General features: G+C 59.7%; 23 protein-coding genes. 10 read left to right on the top strand and 13 right to left on the bottom strand.

Annotated elements, in window-relative coordinates:
* Positions 1 to 145 precede the first annotated feature (145 nt).
* A complete protein-coding gene (locus QVZ43_RS02425; protein WP_302908735.1) occupies positions 146 to 1,039 on the bottom strand; it encodes a haloalkane dehalogenase in 894 nt (297 codons plus the stop codon).
* 179 nt (positions 1,040 to 1,218) lie between these two features.
* Between QVZ43_RS02425 and QVZ43_RS02420 the strand changes: the two genes are divergently transcribed.
* Positions 1,219 to 2,106, top strand: a complete 888-nt coding sequence (locus QVZ43_RS02420) for a diacylglycerol/lipid kinase family protein (RefSeq protein ID WP_302908734.1) — start codon at positions 1,219 to 1,221, stop codon at positions 2,104 to 2,106.
* On the opposite strand, the gene QVZ43_RS02415 is transcribed toward QVZ43_RS02420, so the two are convergent.
* The gene (locus tag QVZ43_RS02415; RefSeq protein ID WP_223794194.1) at positions 2,103 to 2,633 is read right to left on the bottom strand and encodes a DUF2244 domain-containing protein; all 531 of its coding nucleotides are present in this window, start codon (positions 2,631 to 2,633) and stop codon (positions 2,103 to 2,105) included. The two genes, QVZ43_RS02420 and QVZ43_RS02415, sit on opposite strands and share 4 nt — an antisense overlap.
* 141 nt (positions 2,634 to 2,774) lie before the next feature.
* Between QVZ43_RS02415 and mtgA the strand changes: the two genes are divergently transcribed.
* Genes mtgA through QVZ43_RS02395 form a run of 4 tightly spaced genes read left to right on the top strand, consistent with a single transcriptional unit; the run spans position 2,775 to position 5,699 of the window.
* Positions 2,775 to 3,476, top strand: a complete 702-nt coding sequence (mtgA, locus tag QVZ43_RS02410) for a monofunctional biosynthetic peptidoglycan transglycosylase (protein ID WP_302908733.1) — start codon at positions 2,775 to 2,777, stop codon at positions 3,474 to 3,476.
* 13 nt (positions 3,477 to 3,489) lie between these two features.
* Entirely contained in the window at positions 3,490 to 4,473 is a 984-nt protein-coding gene (locus QVZ43_RS02405) for a Solitary outer membrane autotransporter beta-barrel domain (protein ID WP_302908732.1), read from the top strand.
* A gap of 15 nt (positions 4,474 to 4,488) precedes the next feature.
* A complete protein-coding gene (locus tag QVZ43_RS02400; protein WP_302908731.1) occupies positions 4,489 to 4,992 on the top strand; it encodes a nucleoside deaminase in 504 nt (167 codons plus the stop codon).
* Positions 4,992 to 5,699: an NAD(P)H-binding protein gene (locus tag QVZ43_RS02395; protein ID WP_302908730.1), complete on the top strand. Its 708-nt coding sequence runs from the start codon at positions 4,992 to 4,994 to the stop codon at positions 5,697 to 5,699. The genes QVZ43_RS02400 and QVZ43_RS02395 overlap by 1 nt, the downstream gene beginning before the upstream one ends.
* Here QVZ43_RS02395 and QVZ43_RS02390 read toward each other — a convergent pair.
* The 6 genes from QVZ43_RS02390 to QVZ43_RS02365 all read right to left on the bottom strand — a co-directional run bounded on the left by QVZ43_RS02390 (position 5,696) and on the right by QVZ43_RS02365 (position 11,248).
* Positions 5,696 to 6,481, bottom strand: coding sequence for a ZIP family metal transporter (locus QVZ43_RS02390; protein WP_302908729.1), 786 nt, complete (start codon positions 6,479 to 6,481; stop codon positions 5,696 to 5,698). The two genes, QVZ43_RS02395 and QVZ43_RS02390, sit on opposite strands and share 4 nt — an antisense overlap.
* 216 nt (positions 6,482 to 6,697) lie before the next feature.
* Entirely contained in the window at positions 6,698 to 7,006 is a 309-nt protein-coding gene (locus QVZ43_RS02385) for an Rdx family protein (protein WP_302908728.1), read from the bottom strand.
* Between the two features lie 4 nt (positions 7,007 to 7,010).
* Positions 7,011 to 7,943 carry an alpha/beta fold hydrolase gene (locus QVZ43_RS02380; protein WP_302908727.1) on the bottom strand — a complete coding sequence of 311 codons (933 nt, stop codon included), beginning with the start codon at positions 7,941 to 7,943 and terminating at the stop codon, positions 7,011 to 7,013.
* A gap of 23 nt (positions 7,944 to 7,966) precedes the next feature.
* The gene (locus QVZ43_RS02375; RefSeq protein WP_223794186.1) at positions 7,967 to 8,422 is read right to left on the bottom strand and encodes a hypothetical protein; all 456 of its coding nucleotides are present in this window, start codon (positions 8,420 to 8,422) and stop codon (positions 7,967 to 7,969) included.
* On the bottom strand, positions 8,419 to 10,122 hold the full coding sequence (locus QVZ43_RS02370) for a L,D-transpeptidase family protein (protein WP_302908726.1): 1,704 nt from the start codon (positions 10,120 to 10,122) through the stop codon (positions 8,419 to 8,421). Before QVZ43_RS02370 ends, QVZ43_RS02375 begins: the two co-directional genes overlap by 4 nt.
* A 64-nt stretch (positions 10,123 to 10,186) precedes the next feature.
* The gene (locus QVZ43_RS02365; RefSeq protein WP_302908725.1) at positions 10,187 to 11,248 is read right to left on the bottom strand and encodes a PA0069 family radical SAM protein; all 1,062 of its coding nucleotides are present in this window, start codon (positions 11,246 to 11,248) and stop codon (positions 10,187 to 10,189) included.
* 107 nt (positions 11,249 to 11,355) lie between these two features.
* Between QVZ43_RS02365 and QVZ43_RS02360 the strand changes: the two genes are divergently transcribed.
* Complete coding sequence (locus tag QVZ43_RS02360; protein ID WP_302908724.1) at positions 11,356 to 12,159, top strand: TSUP family transporter; 804 nt, start codon at positions 11,356 to 11,358, stop codon at positions 12,157 to 12,159.
* 73 nt (positions 12,160 to 12,232) lie between these two features.
* Entirely contained in the window at positions 12,233 to 12,889 is a 657-nt protein-coding gene (locus QVZ43_RS02355) for a protein-L-isoaspartate(D-aspartate) O-methyltransferase (protein WP_302908723.1), read from the top strand.
* Positions 12,890 to 12,924: 35 nt separating this feature from the next.
* On the opposite strand, the gene QVZ43_RS02350 is transcribed toward QVZ43_RS02355, so the two are convergent.
* Both QVZ43_RS02350 and QVZ43_RS02345 read right to left on the bottom strand, forming a co-directional pair.
* Positions 12,925 to 13,728, bottom strand: a complete 804-nt coding sequence (locus QVZ43_RS02350; protein WP_302908722.1) for a DUF1338 domain-containing protein — start codon at positions 13,726 to 13,728, stop codon at positions 12,925 to 12,927.
* Complete coding sequence (locus QVZ43_RS02345) at positions 13,712 to 14,833, bottom strand: arginine N-succinyltransferase (protein WP_223794180.1); 1,122 nt, start codon at positions 14,831 to 14,833, stop codon at positions 13,712 to 13,714. Before QVZ43_RS02345 ends, QVZ43_RS02350 begins: the two co-directional genes overlap by 17 nt.
* 118 nt (positions 14,834 to 14,951) lie before the next feature.
* Here QVZ43_RS02345 and QVZ43_RS02340 point away from each other — a divergent pair, with 118 nt between their 5' ends.
* Entirely contained in the window at positions 14,952 to 15,380 is a 429-nt protein-coding gene (locus tag QVZ43_RS02340; protein ID WP_223794179.1) for an Lrp/AsnC family transcriptional regulator, read from the top strand.
* A 2-nt stretch (positions 15,381 to 15,382) separates the two neighbouring features.
* Here the strand turns inward: QVZ43_RS02340 and QVZ43_RS02335 are convergent, their stop codons facing one another.
* Positions 15,383 to 16,297 (bottom strand): glutathione S-transferase family protein, encoded by a 915-nt coding sequence (locus QVZ43_RS02335; protein WP_302908721.1) that lies wholly within the window; start codon positions 16,295 to 16,297, stop codon positions 15,383 to 15,385.
* Between the two features lie 424 nt (positions 16,298 to 16,721).
* On the opposite strand from QVZ43_RS02335, the gene QVZ43_RS02330 reads away from it, so the two are divergent.
* Entirely contained in the window at positions 16,722 to 18,404 is a 1,683-nt protein-coding gene (locus QVZ43_RS02330) for an AMP-binding protein (RefSeq protein ID WP_302908720.1), read from the top strand.
* Positions 18,405 to 18,497: 93 nt separating this feature from the next.
* On the opposite strand, the gene QVZ43_RS02325 is transcribed toward QVZ43_RS02330, so the two are convergent.
* Positions 18,498 to 18,689 (bottom strand): hypothetical protein, encoded by a 192-nt coding sequence (locus QVZ43_RS02325; RefSeq protein WP_302908719.1) that lies wholly within the window; start codon positions 18,687 to 18,689, stop codon positions 18,498 to 18,500.
* A gap of 130 nt (positions 18,690 to 18,819) precedes the next feature.
* Here QVZ43_RS02325 and QVZ43_RS02320 point away from each other — a divergent pair, with 130 nt between their 5' ends.
* Entirely contained in the window at positions 18,820 to 19,719 is a 900-nt protein-coding gene (locus tag QVZ43_RS02320; RefSeq protein ID WP_302908718.1) for a LysR family transcriptional regulator, read from the top strand.
* Between the two features lie 9 nt (positions 19,720 to 19,728).
* Here the strand turns inward: QVZ43_RS02320 and QVZ43_RS02315 are convergent, their stop codons facing one another.
* Positions 19,729 to 20,439: a transglycosylase SLT domain-containing protein gene (locus tag QVZ43_RS02315; RefSeq protein ID WP_302908717.1), complete on the bottom strand. Its 711-nt coding sequence runs from the start codon at positions 20,437 to 20,439 to the stop codon at positions 19,729 to 19,731.
* Positions 20,440 to 20,566 lie beyond the last annotated feature (127 nt).

Here is a 20,566-nt window from a genome sequence, read left to right as displayed (position 1 = left end):
TGGGCTTGCTTCGCTCCATTAAACACTCGGGGCTTATGGTGACAGCATAGGAGGACCTACCATGGACAGCCAACCTTTCGCTCTGGAATTCAAAAGCGAAGTAAACCCATATGCCATCAAGTACCGAAGTCCTCGACGCAGATGCCTAAGCCTCCATCCTCGCCATCAGATCGATGATGGCGTTCGAGAATGCCATCGGTGAGTCTTCCTGCAGAAAGTGCCCGCCCTGGAGGGTGGTGTGTGGCTGGCCTTCCGCGCCCGGAATTCGGCCCTGCATGTAGGCATCACCGCCCCGGGTGATCGGGTCGCCGCTACTGAAGGTTGTCAGGAAGGGTTTGTCCCACGTTTCCAGTACCTTCCATGCTGCACGATTCGCGGGCGCGGCCGGGTCATCCGGTGCGATCGGCACCAGCGCGGGGAAGGCCCGTGCGCCGGCCTTGTAGGTCTTGTCCGGAAACGGGGCGTCGTAGGCCCGCATCTCATCTTTGGTGAGTGTTCGGGCAGATCCCAGGTTGACGATTCGGGCCACGGGAAACCACGGCGTGTTCAGGGCAAAGCCTTTCCACAATTTGAACACCGGTGGCACCTTCTGGTCGCCGGTAGGCAGCATGCCATTGCCCACCACGATGGCGCGGAACCGGTCTGAATTCTCCGCTGCCAGCCGAAGTCCGAGCAGGGAACCCCAGTCCTGGCACACCAGGGTAATGTCGGTCAGCTCCGTCTGATCAAGGAACGACTGCATCCAGTCCATGTGTTGCTGGTAGCTGTAGGCGTTGATATCGGTCGGTTTGTCCGATTTGCCGAAGCCGATCAGGTCCGGGGCGACTACCCGGTGCCCCTTGGCGACACACAGCGCAATCATGTGACGGTACAGGTAAGACCACGAAGGCTCGCCATGGAGCATCAGAATGGGCCTTGCATCGGCGGGCCCCTCGTCCACGTAGTGCATCCGCAGGCCTTCAACCTCTACATAGCGCGGCTCAAACGGGTAATCGGGCAGGTTGTGAAACCGGTGCTCGGGGGTGCGGAGGAAGTCCATGGCGTGGGTCTCGCTGAGTCTGGTTATTTGTTATTGGCTTTTCCGCAGTGTGCCCAGCCCCTTCAGGACCGTCAATTCCATAACGGCCTTTGTAAGGGGCGAAAGCCCCGTTCGTGGCTTATGGTTGAGTGAGTGAAACTGACGATGTTCACCGGAAGGAAAGCGCGGGAGCTGCATTGATGACCTATTGGCTGGTCGCCAACCCCAAAGCGGGCGATGGAGCACGAGGCAAGGATTTCTGGCTGGCCGCCCTGGAACGCGCCGGCATCAGCGAGCCTCGACCGGTGGGTTTTGATGATCAGGCATGGACGGATCTGGTCTGCCGGGGCGATGTCCTCTTGGTGGCCGGGGGCGATGGCTCTGCGAACTTCGGGGCACAACTATGCCTGGAAAAGGACGCCACGCTGGCCGTTCTGCCGTCGGGAACGGCGAACGATTTTGCCCGCAACCTGGCATTGCCGCAGGACCCCGATGCACTGTGCGCTCTGATTGCCGAGGGCAGGTCGCAACTGGTGGACGTTGCTGAATTCGGTGACCGGTTGTTTCTCAACGCGGCGCACGTGGGCCTGGGCACACTGCCGGTGCGAAAATCCGAACGCGCCGGCAAGAAGCTCTTCGGGCGCTTCAGTTATGGTCTGGAGCTGTTGCGCCGGCTGAATGCTGCACGCGGATTCCGGGCGGAGATCCGTTGTGACAAATCCGAGGTGGAGGGGCGCTGGTTGTCCGTCGCCATCGCCAGCGGGGCCTTTTTCGGGGGTGGTAATGAGATTCCGGAAGCCAGCGCTAATGACGGTCAACTCACGATGGTGGCGATCAAGCCCCGGTCGCTCGGGCAACTGCTGCTCGCTTTTTTAACGGTTCGCCTGAATCGTTCGCGCGACCGCACGGGTACCGTTGTTCAGATGACCGGGCAGCGTTGCAGTGTCATGACTGGGAAAGCCAAAACCGTGACCGCCGATGGTGATGTGGCCGGGGAAACCCCGTTGCAGGTGGTTTGCCGGCCGCGTTGTCTCAGGGTGATCGGGAAAACCGTGGTGAGCACAGCACCGAGAAAAACGGCATCCTAGAACCAGAGCCCGCCCTCGGGTTCCGGTTGTTTTCGCTCAACGGTCAGGCCTCGGGATTCCAGAAAACTGACCAGCGCTTCGGTGTCTTCCAGATTCAGGAACGAACCCAGCGACACGTGGACATCGCGGTGAATGAGTGCCAGCTTTGGGGGGGCGAAAGGGTGCGCCGGTGGGTTCATTCGCAGGCGCGCGTAGCGTAATGGCAGTGTCCATTCAGACAGCTTTCGGGTCCGGCCCTTCTCCAGGCGAATGTCGCCGTCATTGATGGTCAGTACTTCCTGGCGCTGGCACGCTTTGGACGTCAGATAAACGCCCGCAGCCAGCGCCAGCACTTCGGCGCCGGCAAAGGGAATAATCACCCAGGCGCCAGCCAGGGCCATGCCGGTTGCGATGATGGCGGTCACCGCCACCACGCACAGCCAGATACGGACATTGCCGCGCCAGCTCAGGGAGCGGTTGGGGGTGAGCAGAAGGCGGACACCCTCTGCGTGTTTCAGGTGCTGAACCATAGAACGGGCCTTGCTCATCAGTTAGTCGTAAATACGACCCGCTGCGCGATGCCGATGAATGCAGCCTGATGAAGCACGGGTAATGCACTCGCGGCGAAAAGCACGACATACTGGATTACATGGGTTTGATGATAGACGAGATTGGCAACGGGGGGCGCCGTGGCACGTAAATCCCTGCTGAGAAAAACACTGACCTGGCTGGTGTCCGCCTGCCTGGCGGTGGTGTTGCTGGTGCTCGGGGTACTGGTGCTGTTTCGCTTCGTTGATCCGCCCACCTCGGCCTTCATGCTTGCCTATCAGTGGGGTGACCAGGACCCACCATTGCAGCAGGAATGGGTGGATGGCGAGAAAATATCCCCCTGGATGTCGCTGGCCGTGATCGCCAGTGAGGATCAGCGATTTCCCCAGCACTGGGGCGTGGACCTGGACGCCATCCGGCAGGCAGTGAGTGACTACCGGGCAGGGGATGGGCTGCGGGGCGCCAGCACCATCACCCAGCAGACCGCCAAGAACCTGTTTCTCTGGAATGGGCGCAGTTTTGTTCGCAAGGCACTCGAGGCGGCCCTGGCGCTGGGGATCGAGCTGGTCTGGCCCAAGCAGCGCATACTGGAGGTTTATCTGAACATCGCCGAATTCGGGCCCGGGATTTATGGGGCCGAGGCGGCCAGTCGCCACTACTTCGGCATTCCCGCCAGTCAGCTTTCGGCGTACCAGTCCGCGCGCCTGGCTGCGGTGTTGCCCAATCCGAACGTGCTGAGCGTGGTTCGCCCATCTCCCTATGTGGTCGGGCGGGTGAACTGGATTCGTGGACAGATGCGCCAGTTGTCTGGATTGGCGTACCTGCAAGACTGGGCGCGCTAGAGAGAACAAGCCTATGAAAACGACGGTTCTGTGCTTGATCAGCCTTCTTGTGTTTTCGGTGCATGCCGATGAGTTGGAAGACATTGTTCGCACGGAGCTGGCCGAAACCTTCTCGCTGGCATCCTTTCTGACCAACGGTGAAACGCTCCGGTTCGGTGTCTGGGATTTCAATCCGAACGACTTTATTAAACTGGAAGATCCCGAATTCGGCTCTGCGGAGTCCTCTGAGTTACGACGTTCTATCCAGAATGTGTTGATGCCGCTCACCGTTGAAACCGGGCTGCCGGAATGGAATTCCAGTCTGACGTGGGGTGGCAGCCTGTCGTTTCTGGAGGTGAAGCAGGAGGGCCGGCTGATCGTAGCGGAGGATGAGAACAGCCCGGTCGACAGGGTGACCAATCGGGTGTTTTCGGTGGGCGCTCACGCCCTGTGGGACTACTTTTTTCGTCCTCAATGGCATCTGCGTGCCAGGCTGGAGGGCCGCTGGATGCGGTATCGCAACGACACAGATTTCCGCTCGCCCGCCTCTCGTAATGTCCGGCCCATACTGGATAACCTGGTGACCAACATTTCGGTCAAGGCGCTGATGTCGGAAACGGCGCTGGGTACGCGTTATCTCAGTTACTGGAATAATTCGATCTGGAACTGGACGGCGGATATCCATTATCTGGCCGGAGATACCTACGACACGGATATTCCCGCGCACGATACCCAGCCAGAAGCCTGGTTCAGCCGTGCGGGTGTGCGTATCAAAGACCCCTCCATGCTGCCCTTCTGGCGGGACCAGAGCCTGTGGCTGGAAGCCTATCGGGTGGATCTGGGCGGTGATCTCGATGGCCAGCTGGGCAACAACCATTACTACGAGGTGGGCGGCGGCTGGCAGATGGAATTGCCCGGCTGGTTCGGCTATTTCGAGAGCGTCGCCGTGGGCATCAACCTCAATTATGGTAGCGTGCTCCGGGGTGGCACCCTGGTGTTCCTGTTCAACGAAGAGTAGATCGAAGGCGTAACCATGATCAGTGACTTTGACCGCAGCATGCTGGCACGAGCCGTCACCCAGGCAGAGCAGGCCCTCGAGAGCGGGGACGAACCCTTTGGCTCGGTGCTGGTTTCGGCCGATGGCGAGATTCTGTTTGAAGATCACAATCACGTTGCCGGTGGTAATTATACCCGCCACCCGGAGCTGGCCATTGCCCAGTGGTCGGCGGAGAATCTGACGGTTCAGCAGCGCGCCGCGGCGACCGTGTATACCTCCGGCGAGCATTGTCCCATGTGTGCCGCCGCCCATGCCTGGGTGGGGCTTGGGCGCATTGTGTACGCCAGTTCGTCGGAACAGTTGAGTCGCTGGCTGGCTGAGATGGGTGTGGGTGCTCCGCCGGTGCGGCCACTTCCGATTCAGGAAATCGCGCCCGGAGTAACGGTTGAGGGACCTGATCCCCAACTGGCGGAGCGGGTTCGGGATCTCCATCGGCGCCGACAGGGTCTGGAAACAACCAATCAGGAAAAGGATGAATAATGGCCGAAACACAACCATTGAGGGTGTTGGTGCTGGGAGCGACGGGCCTGACCGGTGGGAAGGTCGTCAACGGCCTGCTTGAACGGTCCGAGGTGGCCGAGGTGGTGGCACCGGTGCGAAGGCCAACCGGCGTAGACCACCCCAAGCTTACGCAGCCGGTGGTGGATTTCGATGACCTGGCGGCACACTCCGAATTGTTTGATGTGAATGTCATCGTGTGTTGCCTTGGCACTACCATCAAGAAGGCCGGCTCGCAGGAACAGTTTCGCAAGGTCGATTTTGGTTACAGCCTGAAGGCCGCCGGGCTGGGTCGTTCAGCCGGTGCCAGGGCGTTTATCCTGATGTCCGCCGTCGGCGCTTCGGCCAACTCGAAGATTTTTTACAACCGGGTGAAAGGGGAACTGGAAGACGCGGTGCGCGAACTGGGGTATCCGTACCTCTCCATCTACCACCCTGGCTTATTGTTGGGGCAGCGTCAGGAGCACCGGACTGCGGAAGCTCTGGGCATCAAAGTCATGCCGCTGGTCAACCGCGCGTTGCTGGGGCCGCTGGTGCAATACCGGGGGATAGAAGCGGCCACCGTGGCCCGGGCCATGGTCAATGAGGTTTGCGGCCTGGCGACCACCGCCGATCCGGTGGTTGGCCGGCAGGTCTGGACCTACCCGGAGATCTGCAGGCTGGCAGGCGATGAGCCTGGCCTGATCTAACCCAGGGTGGCATCCAGCGACATCATCACCACGAAGCCCGTCAGCAACGAGAAGGTGGCAATCGTCTTGTAACTGTTGCGGTGGGTTTCGGGAATAATTTCATTGCTGATGATAAACAGCATGGCGCCGGCAGCAAAGCCCAGGGTCCAGGGCATGATGGGCTCGGCGATCCACACCATGGTGGCGCCGAACAGTCCGCCGATGGGCTCGGCAAGGCCGGTCATCAGCGCGATGGTGAAGGCTTTCACACGCGAGTAATTGATGGCCAGCAGGGAAAAGGCCACGGCCAGCCCCTCCGGAATATTCTGAAGCCCGATACCGGTGGCCAGCACATAGCCATTGCGCACATCGCCGCCGGCAAACCCGACGCCCACCGCCATACCCTCCGGAAAATTGTGCAGGGTGATGGCAATGATAAACAGCCAGATACGGCGGATGTGCTCCGCATGGGGGCCCTCGCGGCCGAGGCTGAAGTGTTCGTGTGGCAGTTTCTGGTGCAGGTAATACAGCACCCAGGCGCCGGACATTACTCCGAAAATGACCACGGCCGCAGCCGCCCAGGTGGTTCCGAGTAGCGTCTCGCCGTACTCCAGCCCGGGCAGCAGCAGGGAGAAAAACGAGGCAGCCAGCATGACCCCGGCGGCCCCTGCCAGCATGCTGTCCTGAAGCTTGTCTGACACCGACCTGACGAAGAAAATCGCCATCGCACCCACGCCGCTGGCCAGCCCGGCAGCCAGACTCGCCATGGTGCCTTGCCAGATGATGCTGACGTCAGTGGCCATGTCGGGCGCGTCTTCTGTGATCGGCAGCGGGGTTGTGTGTCATGGCTAGCTCAATCAAGGGAACTGAGGACGAACGGGACGGGCGGTTTCCTCCCGTAGATCGCATTCCTTGCGTCCTGGCCTCTTTGGCCAACTCAACTAACAGGTACGACAGTTTGTGGGCGGCAGTTCAGCACCGGTTGAGTTGACCCCCGTGCGCTGCCGGGCGGCGGGATCTCAGGCTTTCCCTGCGTCTTCTTCTGCCGTCTTGCCGGTCTTGTCCGAATGGCCCAGTGATCGATCCGGATCAATCTGGTCCCGTACCAGTTGCTTGAGCTGGGTAATTTCCGGGAAGCCCTGTTGCTCCTTGCGCGACCAGATGCGCGCGTCGTTTACCCACACTTCAAAGATGCCTCCGCTTCCCGGGTGCAGGGTGAGTTCGTCCAGAGCACCTTCAAAGGTGGTCAGCAGTTCCTGGGCCATCCAGGCGGAGCGAAGCAGCCAGCGGCAGCCGGTGCAGTAGTGGATATCAACTCGGTTTGTCATACGTTCAAATCTCTGTTGTCTTGGTCAGGTGATGCCGCATCCTGCTGAACAGCTCGTCCTGGAAGTGCTCGGCCAGCGGGTATAGGTGGCCGGCATCCGGCAGCAGCCTCAGGGATGCTATAGGCAGCTTGCTGGCCAGGTGGCAGGCGTAGTCTACGGGAATGAACGGGTCCTGTTCTCCCTGGTAAATCATGATCGGTATTCTGACATCTGCCAGCCGGAAGCCCCAGCTTTCCAGTTCGGTCAGCAGATCGGTGGCGATGGCTGTGCCGCCGCTGGCCAGACACACCATCTGGTCCCGCCGGAAGACCTTGCCACGGAGGAAGTGGCGCAGCAGTTCCCGGTCCTCCGCGCTGACCAGTTGCTCGGCTTCGCGCATGTACAGGCCGGGACTGCGACGGAACATCCAGGCGGCGACGCCAACGGCGGCCTTGGTCAGTGCCGGGCTCAGCCGTGCCAGGCGAGGGCCGGGCCAGCGCGTACCTTCCACGAAACGCTGGGGTTGATGATACTCGTCGAAACTGGTGTAGCCGGACAGGCACACCCCCAGATCCATCCGTCTGCGTAGGGCGAAGGCGCAGGCGAGGGTCCGGGAGCCGCCGCTCGACCAGCCAATGTGGCTGAATCGCTTGAACCCCAGAGCGTTCGCCAGGTGCAGGATATCAACCGGGTAGTCCAGCAACGAACGTCGCCGATGGAAGTCCGACAGCCCGATACCGGGGCGGTCCGGAGTAATGATGCGAAAGCCGTGGCGCCTTGCTCGCTGGTGAAAGAAGCGGCCTTCCAGCCGCGATCCGGGCATCCCGTGGCCGAAGAAGACCGGGTAGCCATCCCTTGCGCCCATATCGGTGTAGGCGAAGTTGCGCCCGTCCTGAAGCCGGATGGTGTGATCGACAGAAACGGTGGCACTGGATGTTGGCTGGGGGCGTCCTGGCAAAAAGTGTCCTTGGCGACGGAGTGTCAGTCGGTTTTGTAAGTGGGGAAAACGGATCGTGAGAGTGTGGGTTCACAGCCTGTCACCCGTTGTGCCCGCTCGTGGGCGTGAAGGTACCAGCGCACTCCGGCCTCGGTAAAGGTACGTTCGGTAATGGCGATGTCGACGGTCTCGAAGGTCTGGGGTATGGGGGTGCCATCGGCGTGACGGTATACACAGCCAGCCGTAAGGGTGATCGGTGTGGCTGGCGGCAATTCGATAAAACCGTCTTCCCTGGGTTGAGGTGGCTGCCCCTCAACAGCGACGATCTTCAGGCAGGGACCATAGTGGATTTTGTCCAGGTCCTCGATCTCCTCGCTGAGACAGTGTTCCGCGCTGAGGAACACCACGTTACGTTCGATGCCTTCCTCGTTATCGGGCAGCGACTGGCATCCGGCAGCCAGCAGCAGGAGGATGGTCAGCGCTGTGATGAGGTGCTTCATGGGTGCTCCCCCGGGTCGTTTGCCATGCCAAGGTAAACCGGCGTCATTCGTTGGCCGTCGCCGGAGGGTGTCTGGCGCAGTGCACGGATCAGTGTGCTGTCACGGTGGTAGATGTCGCTGCGGATCTGAAGCTGCCCGCTGTTGTCCACCCAGGCCGTCCAATATTCAATGTAGACCGGAACCGGGGTGGGTAGCATCACTGTCTGGGTTTTCTGGGCGGTAACGGCTTCATCCAGGGTTCCCCGGGACCATTCCGGATCGCCAGACATCAGCCACTCGGCCAGCTCAAAGGGTCTCTCAACCCTGATGCAGCCAGAACTGAAGGTCCGGTCGATCCTGCCGAACAGCGACTGCCCCGGGGTGTCGTGCAGGTAGACCGCGTAGCGGTTGGGGAACATGAACTTGATGCGCCCAAGGGCATTCTGGGGCCCGGGTTGCTGGATCAGGTGATAGGGAAACTCCTCCGGGGTCAGATCGGCCCAGGGAATGGTTGCCGGGTCTACCTGTCGTTGGTTGCTGCCCCAGCCCTCGTATACCCGGATGTCCATTCGATCCAGATAACCGGGATCGCGAATGATCCTGGGTAACTGGTCAGCAATGACGAGCTTCCGGGGGATAGTCCAGGTCGGGTTCAGGACCAGGTAGCGAATGCGATCACTGAACACCGGCGTCTGCCGGAAGGGTTGGCCGACGATGACCTTCTGCTGGAAGACATCCAGACCGTCCTCCACCATGGTCAGGCTGAAACCGGCAATGTTCACCAGCACATAACGATCTCCCAGCGACTGCGGCAGCCAGCGCCACCGTTCCAGGCTGGCGTCGATTTGTCGTACACGCTCGATCGGCAGCATGTTCAGGGCTTCCAGTGTGTGCCGGCCAATCAGCCCGTCCGGTGCCAGCCCGTGGCGGGCCTGGAAGGTCATCAGGGCGGGTTTCATCTCTGGGGTGTACATGCCCAGATTCACAGGAGGAGATCGTTGCTCCCGCTCCGACAGGTCAGTGAGCACTCGCAGGCGCCGACGAATTTCAAGCAGACGGTCGTCGGAATCTCCGGGCCGGATAATGTCGCCCGGGGGAATCGACAGCCAGGGTCTCCCCAGCAGCTTTGTCAGCTCGGCCCGGGCTTCAACCAGTTGCCTGTAGCTCGGGTGGTCTGGACGGAGAGACGCCAGCTCACCGGTCACATCGTTGGTTGCCAGGGCGGTGGCCAGCTTTTTGATAAGATGCGGTTGCTGGTCTGAAACCGACCAGTCGGGTTGACGGGTATGGGGATCCACCTTGCCGTCCAGAAGATGAGCACCCAGCAGAAGGAAGGCATCGGACAGCAGCATGTCCAAGTCCGCCTGCAGTTCGGGGGAGTGTTGGTGTATGTCTCCGTATGCCAGCTCGGTCAGGAGGGTAACGTGGTAATCCTCGGGCGACAGGCCTTCCCGGCTGACCGCATTCACGGCCTCGATCAATTGCCGCCGGGCGATGGGCGAGTGCCAGGCGGGCTGGTATTCCCGGGCGTTGTAGAAACGCGACAGGGCTTCCCGGGCAAACAGCGGCTTACCAAGGACTTCCACCGGGAAACCGGCATCCAGTGCTTCCACCCGGGACACGATAGCCTCACTGGCCGCCAGCGATGGAGAAACCCAGCTCAGGGTTAACAGGCTTAAGCTCAGCAGTAGGGCTCGTATGCGCATCCTGAATGCGGGCATGCAGTATCTCCGGCTTTTTACTGAACAAACAGCATAGTTGAGAAACGGGCGTGCCCTTTGGATGTCACCACAACCCCATTTGTTCCCCGCCGGGCCGGCGGAACAGGTCTGTTCGCAAGGGCTCGCTGGCGTGTAGGGAAAAGCCGAGCTTGCGGGCCCGGTTGTTGAAACGCTGGCGAATCAGTTGGGCATAGGGGCCGGTGCCGGTCATCCGGCGGCCAAACTGACTGTTGTTGTGTTTTCCGCCCCGCAGGTCCCGAATCCGACCCAGCACCCGCTCGGCCCGGTCCGGGAAATGCCGTTGCAGCCAGTCCTGGAACAGCTCGTCCAGCTCCAGGGGCAGCCTGAGCATGATCCAGCTGGCCCGGGTGGCGCCGGCCGAGGCGGCAGAGGTCAGAATCTCTTCGATCTCGTGGTCATTGATGAACGGAATCACTGGCCCGAGGATAATGCCGGTAGGCACGCCGGCCGAGGCCAGTTGCCGGATCACCTTCAGGCGGGTGGCCGGTGCGGCGGTGCGCGGTTCCATACGCCGTTTCAGGTCGTTGCTCAGTGTGGTCAGGCTGATGCGCACCGAGCACAGGCCCTGCCTGGCCAGTTCGGAGAGCAGGTCCAGGTCCCTCAGGATCAGCGCTCCCTTGGTGATGATGGACACCGGATGGCGGTATTCCAGCATGACTTCCAGCAGGGAACGGGTGATGCGCCGTTCGCGCTCGATGGGTTGGTAGGCGTCGGTGTTCACCCCCAGGGCGATGGGCGAAGGGGTGTAGCCAGGCCGGTCCAGTTCCCGGCGAAGCTGATGGTCTGCGTTCGGCTTGGCAATCAGCCGGGTTTCAAAGTCCAGTCCCGGGGACATGTCCCAGTAAGCGTGGGTAGGCCGGGCAAAGCAGTAAATACAGGCATGCTCGCAACCCCGGTAGGGGTTGATGGACTGGTCAAACGGCACATCCGGTGAGCGGTTCCGGCTGATGATGGAGCGGACCCGTTCATCGATGACTTCCGTTGCGATCGAGTCCGGATTCGGCTCGTCCTCCTCCGACTGGTACCATTCGCCATCTCGCGAGCGTGCGATCACTCGTGGCTGGTATCGGTTGTGGGGATTCAGGCTGGTGCCACGGGTTTTCATGGGTCTTGATGCTGGTTAAATGTACAGTAGTCTGATGCTAGCTCTGAATGTATCGGAGCGCAAGGGTGCCGGCGGTGTTTCGGCGTTAATCGGTGAAGGGAGTAGTGATGTCTGACCTGACAATGGTCCAGTATGGTTTGATAGGCCTGATCTTTGTCTGGAGCGGCTTTGTGCGATCCGGGCTGGGGTTTGGCGGGGCGGTGCTGTCACTGCCGTTTCTGTTGCTGGTGCTGGATCAGCCGCTGGTCTTCCTGCCGCTGATTTCGGTCCATCTTCTGGTGTTTTCCTCCCTGACCATATGGATCAATAACCGCAAGACACAGTCAGCCACCGATGAATCGGGCCGTCAGACGCCCGGTCGTGGGGCGAGAGAGAGTACCGTCGACTGGCAATACCTGCGGCGCATCCTGGCGATCATGATCGTACCGAAACTCATTGGTGTGCTGGGCCTCATAACCCTTCCTTCCAAGGTGCTCAGTGCCATTATCTTTGTCATCGTGGCGCTGTACTCCGTCTCCTACATCATCAACCGCCCGTTCCGGAGTGGCAGCAAAACGGTCGATACCCTGTTTCTGATGCTGGGCGGGTACATCAGCGGCACCTCCCTGATCGGTGCGCCCCTGATCATAGCCGTGGTGGCCCAGCACCTGCCCAAGGAGAAACTGAGGGACACGCTCTTTGCTCTCTGGTTTATTCTGGTGACCATCAAAATGGCCGCGTTTGTCTGGGCCGGCGTAGACCTGCAGCTGATTCATCATCTCTGGCTGCTGCCCTGTGCGGCGGTGGGGCATGTCATTGGTCTGGCGGTTCACGATCGCATGCTCCGGGCCGAAACGCCGGTGTTTTTCCGGGTGCTGGGCACGGTGTTGCTGACGGTCAGTACGATCGGGATTTTCAGCGTCGCAGGCTAGTGCCATCTGAACTTGTGTCCTGCCCGTCCACGGCCAACACTTGGTGTGGGTATTCAGAGGGAGGACGCTTCCCATGGGCGAGCAACCCGACTATTCCCGGCTGCGGAACTGGATGGTGGACCAGCAGATTGCGGGCCGGGACATCTCATCACTGCTGGTGATCGAAGCCATGCGGCGCGTACCGCGTGAGCGATTTGTGCCGCCGGACCTGGCGGACAGCGCCTACGACGACGGCCCATTGCCCATTGGCGAGGGGCAAACCATTTCCCAGCCCTACATCGTGGCGCTGATGGCGGACGCGCTGGACCTGCAAGGCGGGGAAGCCGTACTGGATATTGGCACTGGGTCTGGTTATGCCGCGGCGGTGCTGGCGTCCATTGCGGGGCGGGTGTTCAGCATTGAGCGTATTGAGTCGCTGGCGGCCAAAGCGGCTCGTGTGCTGAATCAGGAAGGCTACGACAACGTGGAAGTGCGCTGTGCTGACGGCACCCTGGGCTGGCCGGAAAAAGCACCCTTCGATGGCATATGCGTGGCGGCGGGGGCACCGGCGGTGCCGGATGCGTTAAAACAGCAACTGGCGATTGGTGGCCATCTGGTGATTCCGGTCGGCTCGCAACATACGGTGCAGTCACTGCGACGAGTGACCCGGGTTTCGGAGTCGGAATATCGAACCGAGGATCTGGGGGGCGTTCGGTTTGTGCCCCTGAAAGGCGAACAGGGCTGGTCCTAGACCAGCCCTGTTTTGTTTCGGGAGACCGTAACGGCTCAGGCCGCGTTGGTGCTCTCGAAGATCTTGTCGGCGGACGCCGCCACGAAACCGGTGTACAGGGTTCCGTCTTCTTTCGGGTAACGCAGGGCGAACTCGTAGAAGCAGCTCGGAATGGTTTCCTCGCGGTCAGAGAACTGAACCGGAATGCGGTCTGCCATGGTGGAAGACTGCTCCAGCAGGTCTGCCGGGGAACCTTTCACTTCGCCACCGGAGGAGTTCACGGTGTAGCCGTTGTCCTTCAGCAGCTGGTTCACTTCCGGAACCGTGTTGTGCTGGGTCAGGTGATTGATGCTGACGGTGAAGTGGTTGGCACGGTAGCCCCACGCCGCCATCCACGCCGCGTACTCGCTTTCTTCCAGCAGCTTGCGGTAGGTGTCGTAGTCCACGTCCCAGTGACGGCCGGAGTACAGGAAGTTGTCGGCGGTGACGTCTTCCGGCTTAACCTGGGCAACCATGTCTTTCACGATGGCCTGCAGTTCCGGAGAGAATTCTTCCACCAGCAGTTCAGAGATAAACACCTTGGGCGCTTCCGGATCCGGATGCTCGAAGTGGCGGGCAAACAGCTTCTTGGCTTCGAAGTGGTATTCGCCGCAGGGCTTGTAGCCGATGCTGGTGAAATGCTCAGCCAGAGCGTCCAGACCTACTGGCGCCAGGTTGAAGGTACGCAGGGCAATGTGATCGTTCACGATGGCCTGGCCTTCCTCTGCACCCAGGATGCGGTGGATTTCTTCCGCCGACGGGGTTACCGATTTGTAGTTGTCCCACAGTTTTTCAAACAGATCTTTATGATTGGTGTGCATAACTTACCTCCGCACGAGTATGTTCTTTTGGAGCCGGCATAGTCCGGGATTGACTGGTCAGAGGCAGAACCCGGCAAACGCTGCCGTTTTGAAGGTTCAGCTGCTCGGCCTGGGCTGGTGTCAAAAACAGGGTTCGGGAACCTGCCCGGGTAATTGCGTCATTCAGTACCGTTGCCCGGAAACCGGCGGTTTCGGTATTGGTCACCAGCAGCGGTGAATCAAACTGTGTCCGGCTACGCTTCTGGAAATCATTGGTCGGCGCACGGTCAATTTCAACCGACCAGTGTTCAGATTCCTGCACGCTGCGAATACCTGACAGCTTGCATTCGACGGTCGGGCCGCCATCAAACAGGTCTACATACCCCTTGTGCCGGAAACCCTCGCTCTTGAGCATATGCAGCGCCGGACGGGTTTTCTCATGAACCTCACTCAGCACGCTCTGGGCTTCCGGGCTCAGCAGGCAGGTATAGAGCGGATGCGAGGGCATCAGCTCTTCAATGAAATCGGTATTGCCGCTACTGATCAGACGAGTGACCTCGGCAAACTCCATATCGACAAAATGCGCTTGCATCCAGTCCCAGAACGGCGAGCGGCCCTCGTCATCGGAAACGCCACGCATTTCAGCAATCACCGTATCGGCAAAGCGCTCGGGGTGCAGGCCCATAAACAGGAAACGAACGCGGGACAGCAGTTTGCCGGCATTGGGGCGACGGAATTCGGGGCGCAGATACAGCGAGCAGATTTCGGAGCAGCCGGAGTAATGGTTACAACGGGACAGGGTTTCCACGCTGTGGCGCAGGCCCAGATCACGGGAGTGATGGGTCACCGTATTGCGATGGAAATGGTACAGAGGGTGGTCGTGGCCAACGGCCGCCTCGATCCCGGTGGTGCCCATGATCTCGCCGGTGACTTCGTCTTCCAGCACGAACAGGTAATGCTCGTTTTCGGGCGTCGATACCGTCCGGTTAAAACTGGCAACGGAGTGCTCGATCTTGCGGGTCAGTGCCTCGCGGTCCGGCATCAGGGAAGTAAAGCCCGGGCCGGATTCAACGGCGATCTGATAGAGCGTGTCCAGATCTGAATGTGCAATCGGGCGAATCAGCATGTCCGAAATTCCTGTGTTGATTTGGCACAAAGTATGATGACTTGGTGTGTCAAATTGCAGATGCAAAATGAGCGAATCGGGATAGAATTAGATCAAATTGAAAGGTTGAGATATCAAAATGATTAGTAAGCAGGACCAGAAGCTACTGATGCTGTTGCGTCAGAACGCCCGAACCAGCATCAGTGACCTTGCCCGGGAGCTGCATGTCTCCCGCTCCACAGTGCAGAATCGCATTGCCAAACTCGAGGCCAGTGGGGTGATTCGGGGCTATTCGGTGATGCTGGGTGGGGAGTTTTCCGAAAACCTGGTCGAGGCCCATGTGTCCATCAAGGTGCTGCAGAAGCTGACAGCCAAAACCAACCTGGAGCTGGAGGACATCTCCCAGGTGGCTCAGCTGTTCGCCGTCAGCGGCGAGTACGACCTGATTGCCATCGTACAGGCCCAGTCCCTGGAGGAACTGAGCGCGGTACTGGATGAAATTGGCAATCTGGAAGGGGTTGAACGCACCAACTCGGCGGTGGTGCTGGAGACTCGCTTCCGGCGCTGATGTCAGACAGGCTTCAGCCGGAAGCCCTGTTTCGGAAAATGGATGTGGACCCGGCCGACGGCAGGCATCTCGCGGGCGAGAACGGTTTCGGTGGCACCTGAATAGACCAGTATTCCAATGACCGGGTCTCGGCCATAGTCGGTAGGCGCAATGCTGACAGTTTGCCCCGCGTGCTGCGTATCCACCGCGGCTGGCAAGGCCCGTGGTTCTGCCTGGCGGGCCTGCTCAACGGCGTCATCCTGCGTGATCTCAGTCGGTGTGCCGTGGCCAAACGCCTTGATCCGCGCCATCCAGTCCGCGACTTTCGGGTAATCGCGAAGCCAGGGTTTGTTGGCCAGGTCGCAGGCGTACCAGAGGCAATGGTAGGCGGAAAAGTCGGCAACACAGGGCTGATTCCCGAACAGAAAGTCCTGTGTCAGTCGCTCGTCCAGATCGGCGATAAAGGCACGAGCTACTTTTTTGGCCTCGCCCGCTCCCATTGCGCGCACCCGGGCCTTTCGGCCCATCGCCACACGGTCCTTCAGGAAACGGAGGGTATGGAGCAGGGAGGTTTCACGGACCAGCTTGATCATCAGCCGTGCGTCACTGGAGGCGATCACGCAGGCCAGAAAAATCTCCAGATCCACCTTTTCGACAAATGCCTGTACGTTTTCAGGCTGTTCGCTCAGCGACAGTTCCGGCTTATTAGCGAGGCGGGCAATTTCTGTGGCGATGGTTCGTGTATCGCAAAACACATCGGCGCCCAGCTGAGCGACCGGGATTTTCCGGTAACCGCCGGCGAGGGTCTCAAGAACGGGGCGAGGCGGCATCTCCTCTACCTGAACCGATTGCCAGGCAAGGCCGGCGTAGCCGAGCATGGCGCGCGCCTTTTCGGAAAAGGGAGACATGGGGTAGTGAAACAGCACCAGTTCAGACATACAGACGCATCCGTTCGTTGGAAAAACGACTAGTTTACAGGAGGATGCGTTGGGTTACAGGCCCGGGCAGCGGCTGCGCAGGCCTTTTCTTGCCGGAGTCAGTTCCCCAGCAGACCCACGGACGCACAATAGAGGAATGCAGCGGAACCCAGCAGGATGATGCCCCAGGCGGGGAAAATCAGAAAAGAACGGGATGATGATTTCACGGAGTCCTCCGATTGGCGAGCAATTCGCGTTGCCTTCAGTGTCAATCTAGAGCAAAGCCCCGAACGGGGTGGTCTGGTTCTGTGAACTGGTTCACGCCGGTGGTAAATATTGTCAGCCAGACAGATGTGTGTTGCTATTGAGGCACTCCCGAATACCGCTACTATGAATACAGAATCGAACCTCAGGATTGAATCACTAAAATAATAAGGAGCCATCGATGGCAACGGATTCTCGCAAGCAGACCTCCCTCCATTGCCTTTACTACTGGGCCAAGGAAACCCCCGATACCGTGTTCATGACCCAGCCTTATCCGGATGGTCGGGTTGAGGACATCACCTGGAAACAGGCGGCCGATCAGGTCTCCAGAATGGCGGGGCACCTGAACGGGCTGAACTTCCCGGACCAAAGCAAGATTGCACTGCTGGGCAAGAACAGCGCTCACTGGATTCTGGCGGATCTGGCGATCTGGGCTGCCGGCCATGTTTCTGTGCCGCTGTATCCGACGCTCAACGGCGAGACCGCGGCCTACGTGCTGGATCACAGCGAGGCAACGTTGCTGTTCCTCGGCAAGCTCGATGGCAAGGCGGATGGCTGGAATGACATCAAGGGGCATCTCCCGGCTGACCTGCCGATCATCTCCCTGCCCATGTCGCCCCGGCAGGATACGCCACAGTGGGATGAGATTGTGGCCAGGACGGAGCCTGCGGAGCCGAAGTTGCCGGACCCGGACAGGCTGGCAACGCTGGTCTATACCTCGGGCAGCACCGGTCGCCCGAAAGGGGTCATGCACAGCTTCCGGACTATGATTTCGGTGGCCGAGGGCCTGCAGCAGATTTTCCCGGTGGATTCGAGTGAGCGCATGCTGTCGTACCTGCCGCTTGCGCATGTCGCCGAGCGGGCGGCTGTGGAAACGCAGGTTCTGTACTATGGCTTCCACCTGTACTTTGCCAACTCCCTGGACACCTTCCAGGAGGACCTGCAAAGGGCTCGCCCGACCGTATTCTTCTCCGTTCCGCGGCTGTGGATGAAATTCTATCTGGGTGTGAGTGCCAAGCTGCCTCCCAAGAAGCAGAAGGTGCTGTTCAAGATCCCGGTGCTCAACTCACTGGTCAAGAAGAAGGTGTTGAAGCAACTGGGGCTGGATCATTGCCGTGCAGCGCTCACGGGAGCGGCACCGCTGTCTGCTCCGATCATCGAATGGTACCGGAACCTCGGGCTCGAGCTGCTTGAGGTGTATGGCATGTCCGAGAACTTCGCTTACTCCCACGCCAACCGGCCGGGCAGAACCCGCGTTGGAACTGTCGGGCTCGCGAACCCGGGGGTAGATCACCGCATCGCGGACAACGGCGAGATTGAAGTGAAGAGCCCGGGGCTGATGCTGGGTTACTACAAGAATGAAGAGAAAACCAAGGAAGACATCACCGAGGACGGGTACCTGAGAACCGGTGACATGGGTGAAATCGACTCGGAGGGTTTCCTGAAAATCACCGGGCGGGTGAAGGACCTGTTCAAGACCGCCAAGGGCAAATACGTGGTTCCGGTGCCCATCGAGAACCGCTTCAATCACCCCAAGGTGGAAGTGGCGTGTGTCGCCGGTGCCAACCAGCCCCAGCCCTGTCTGCTGGTGTTGCTGTCGGATGAGGCGAGGGAGGAGCTGGCAAACGGTGGCGACCGCGCGGAACTGGAGCGGGAACTGCGTGAGGTGTTCGATGCGGTCAACGCGAAGTGCGAGCCCCATGAGAAGCTTGCCCGCATGATCATCGTGAACGATCCGTGGACCATGGAAAACGGCATGCTGACGCCAACCATGAAGATCAAGCGGAATATCATCGAAGACTACTACGCGCCGAAAATGGACAGCTGGTTCGAACAGTCCCAAACGGTCATCTGGGAAAGCTGATTTCCAAAGAAAAACGCCGATGTCCCGTGGGGGCATCGGCGCCTTAGAATTCCTTCCTGTCGGGCCTGATCTTCAACTACAGGCCAACATTCCTTACACGCTGCCCTGCATTCCGGGCATCTCAATAGCGGTTCCCGCCTGAGTCTGAACGGCCTGCGCCTTGCGGCTGAACCGTTGCACCAGTCCTTTGATGGCTGCGCGGGTGTATTGTCTCCGCGTCTCAGCGCCGTTGTGGAGGAGCGCTGACGGAAGCGGCTGATCTGTAACACTGTGTCTGTTAATCATTACGCTTTCCTCCAAGTAGGTGCGAAATAGTTAGCGATCTACCTTAAACTGCGGGACGAATTCTAGAATTTCTATTTCGCAGTATAAATAAGTTAAAATCCGTACTCATGTTGCAAAAATGCAGTGAAAGATGGACTGGGATTATCTGAGATTTATTCGCGCCCTGGCCCAGGGCGGAACCCTTGCTAAAGCGGGACAACTGCTGGGGGTGCACCAAACCACGGTTCTTCGTCGGCTCGACCAGGTGGAGGAGTCCATGGGGGTGCAATTCTTTGAGCGCAGCCGGGACGGTTTTCAGTTAACGCCGGTGGGGGAGACCGCCTTCCGCGAGGCGGAGAAGCTCGCCGTGGCCATGGAAAACCTCGAGCGCAAGCTGGTGGGGCAGGGGGACGATCCGGTGGGCAAAGTCCGGGTTGCGGCTGAGGATGTCCTGCTCAACGAGCTGCTTGCCCCGATTCTGTCGGCACTGGTGCGGGACTATCCAGGCATTGAGCTGGAAGTACTCACCGATAACGACGTTGCCAACCTGAGTCACCGGGAGGCGGACATTACCGTTCGGCCGGAAAACGAACCCCAAGAAACGCTGTCAGGCGAGCGAATCGCGGCGATTGAGTCGGCGGTGTACGGCTCGATCGGTTATTGCCGTCGGCACCGCGATATCGAAATGCTGAGTCGTCCGGAAGACTTTCGCTGGCTGATACCGGACGAAACCTTTACCCAGCTGGCTACGGGACGCTGGTACCGGCGTAACCTGAAACACGCGGAATCCCTGATTCGATGCAATAGCCTGCAGTCCATGGTTGCGCTTGCCAGGGCCGGTGCCGGACTGGCCGTCTTGCCCTGTTACCTGGGGGAAAGCGCAAAGGAACTAAGGAGACTGAGTGATCCACTGGAAGGGGAAAGCGTGGATCTTTGGCTGCATGTGAATCAGGACACCCAGCAAATGGCCCGGGTCCGGCTCGTCATGGAGTATCTGGTGGAGCGGTTGCGGGAACACGCTGGCGCCATCGAGATCAGCGCGTCGTTCTGAGCAGACCGGCTAGCCAGGCACAGAGCAGAATGGCCAGAACTGGTACCAGCGCCAGCACTGGAATTCTTGCTCGCAGGTACTGAGCTGGTTGTCGTACCGGAATGCCCGGTTCCTGACCCGTTTGGCGAGCCCGACAATGGCGGGTTTTTCGTCGAAGGTGCGTCGGCTGAAGCCACCCCGGCCTTCGTGGTAGGCCAGGTACAGCTGATAGGGATCGGAATAGGCAACGTCCAGGTGTCGGTTGGTCAGGTGGTTGTACCAGCCGATGAAATCCAGCGCGTATTCCATATCGGTTCGTACCGCATACCAGCTGCCGTCATTTGCCCTGAGGTAATCCTGCCAGGCCGGGTCCAGTGCCTGGGCGTATCCGTAAGCCGAACTGATCCGGAACCAGGGCAGCCAGCCCCACAGACGTTTACGGGGCGGCTGGGCATGGCTGCGGAATGACGACTCGTAATAAACGAACGCCATCTGGGTTGCGATCGGAGTGCCCCAGCGGTCCTGGGAACTGCGGGCATAGTCGTACCAGACCGGGTGTTCCCGGAAGATTTCGCATAGGTGTTCTGCATTCGCTGGCGGTGCCGGAGCAAGCAGGCTGAAACGGATAGTCGCCCAGATGCCAATGAGTACGCCGGCCACCGGCAGGACAAACCAGGTGAGCCGGGATCGCCATTGCGAGACGCGCTGCCTGCGCCGTTTTGTGGACCGCTTCCCTACCAAACTGTCATCTCCCAATGTCGGCGATCACTTGCCGATTTGGCATATCTCGTGCCATAAACAAAGTAAGGCATGAAATGGGATGATAGTGTTATGAAGCCTCGCGCTCTAATTAAACCTCTTTTATATG

It is taken from the genome of Marinobacter suaedae, assembly GCF_030519635.1.
Classification (GTDB): Bacteria; Pseudomonadota; Gammaproteobacteria; order Pseudomonadales; family Oleiphilaceae; genus Marinobacter; species Marinobacter suaedae.
This window is presented reverse-complemented; position numbering and strand designations above follow the sequence as displayed.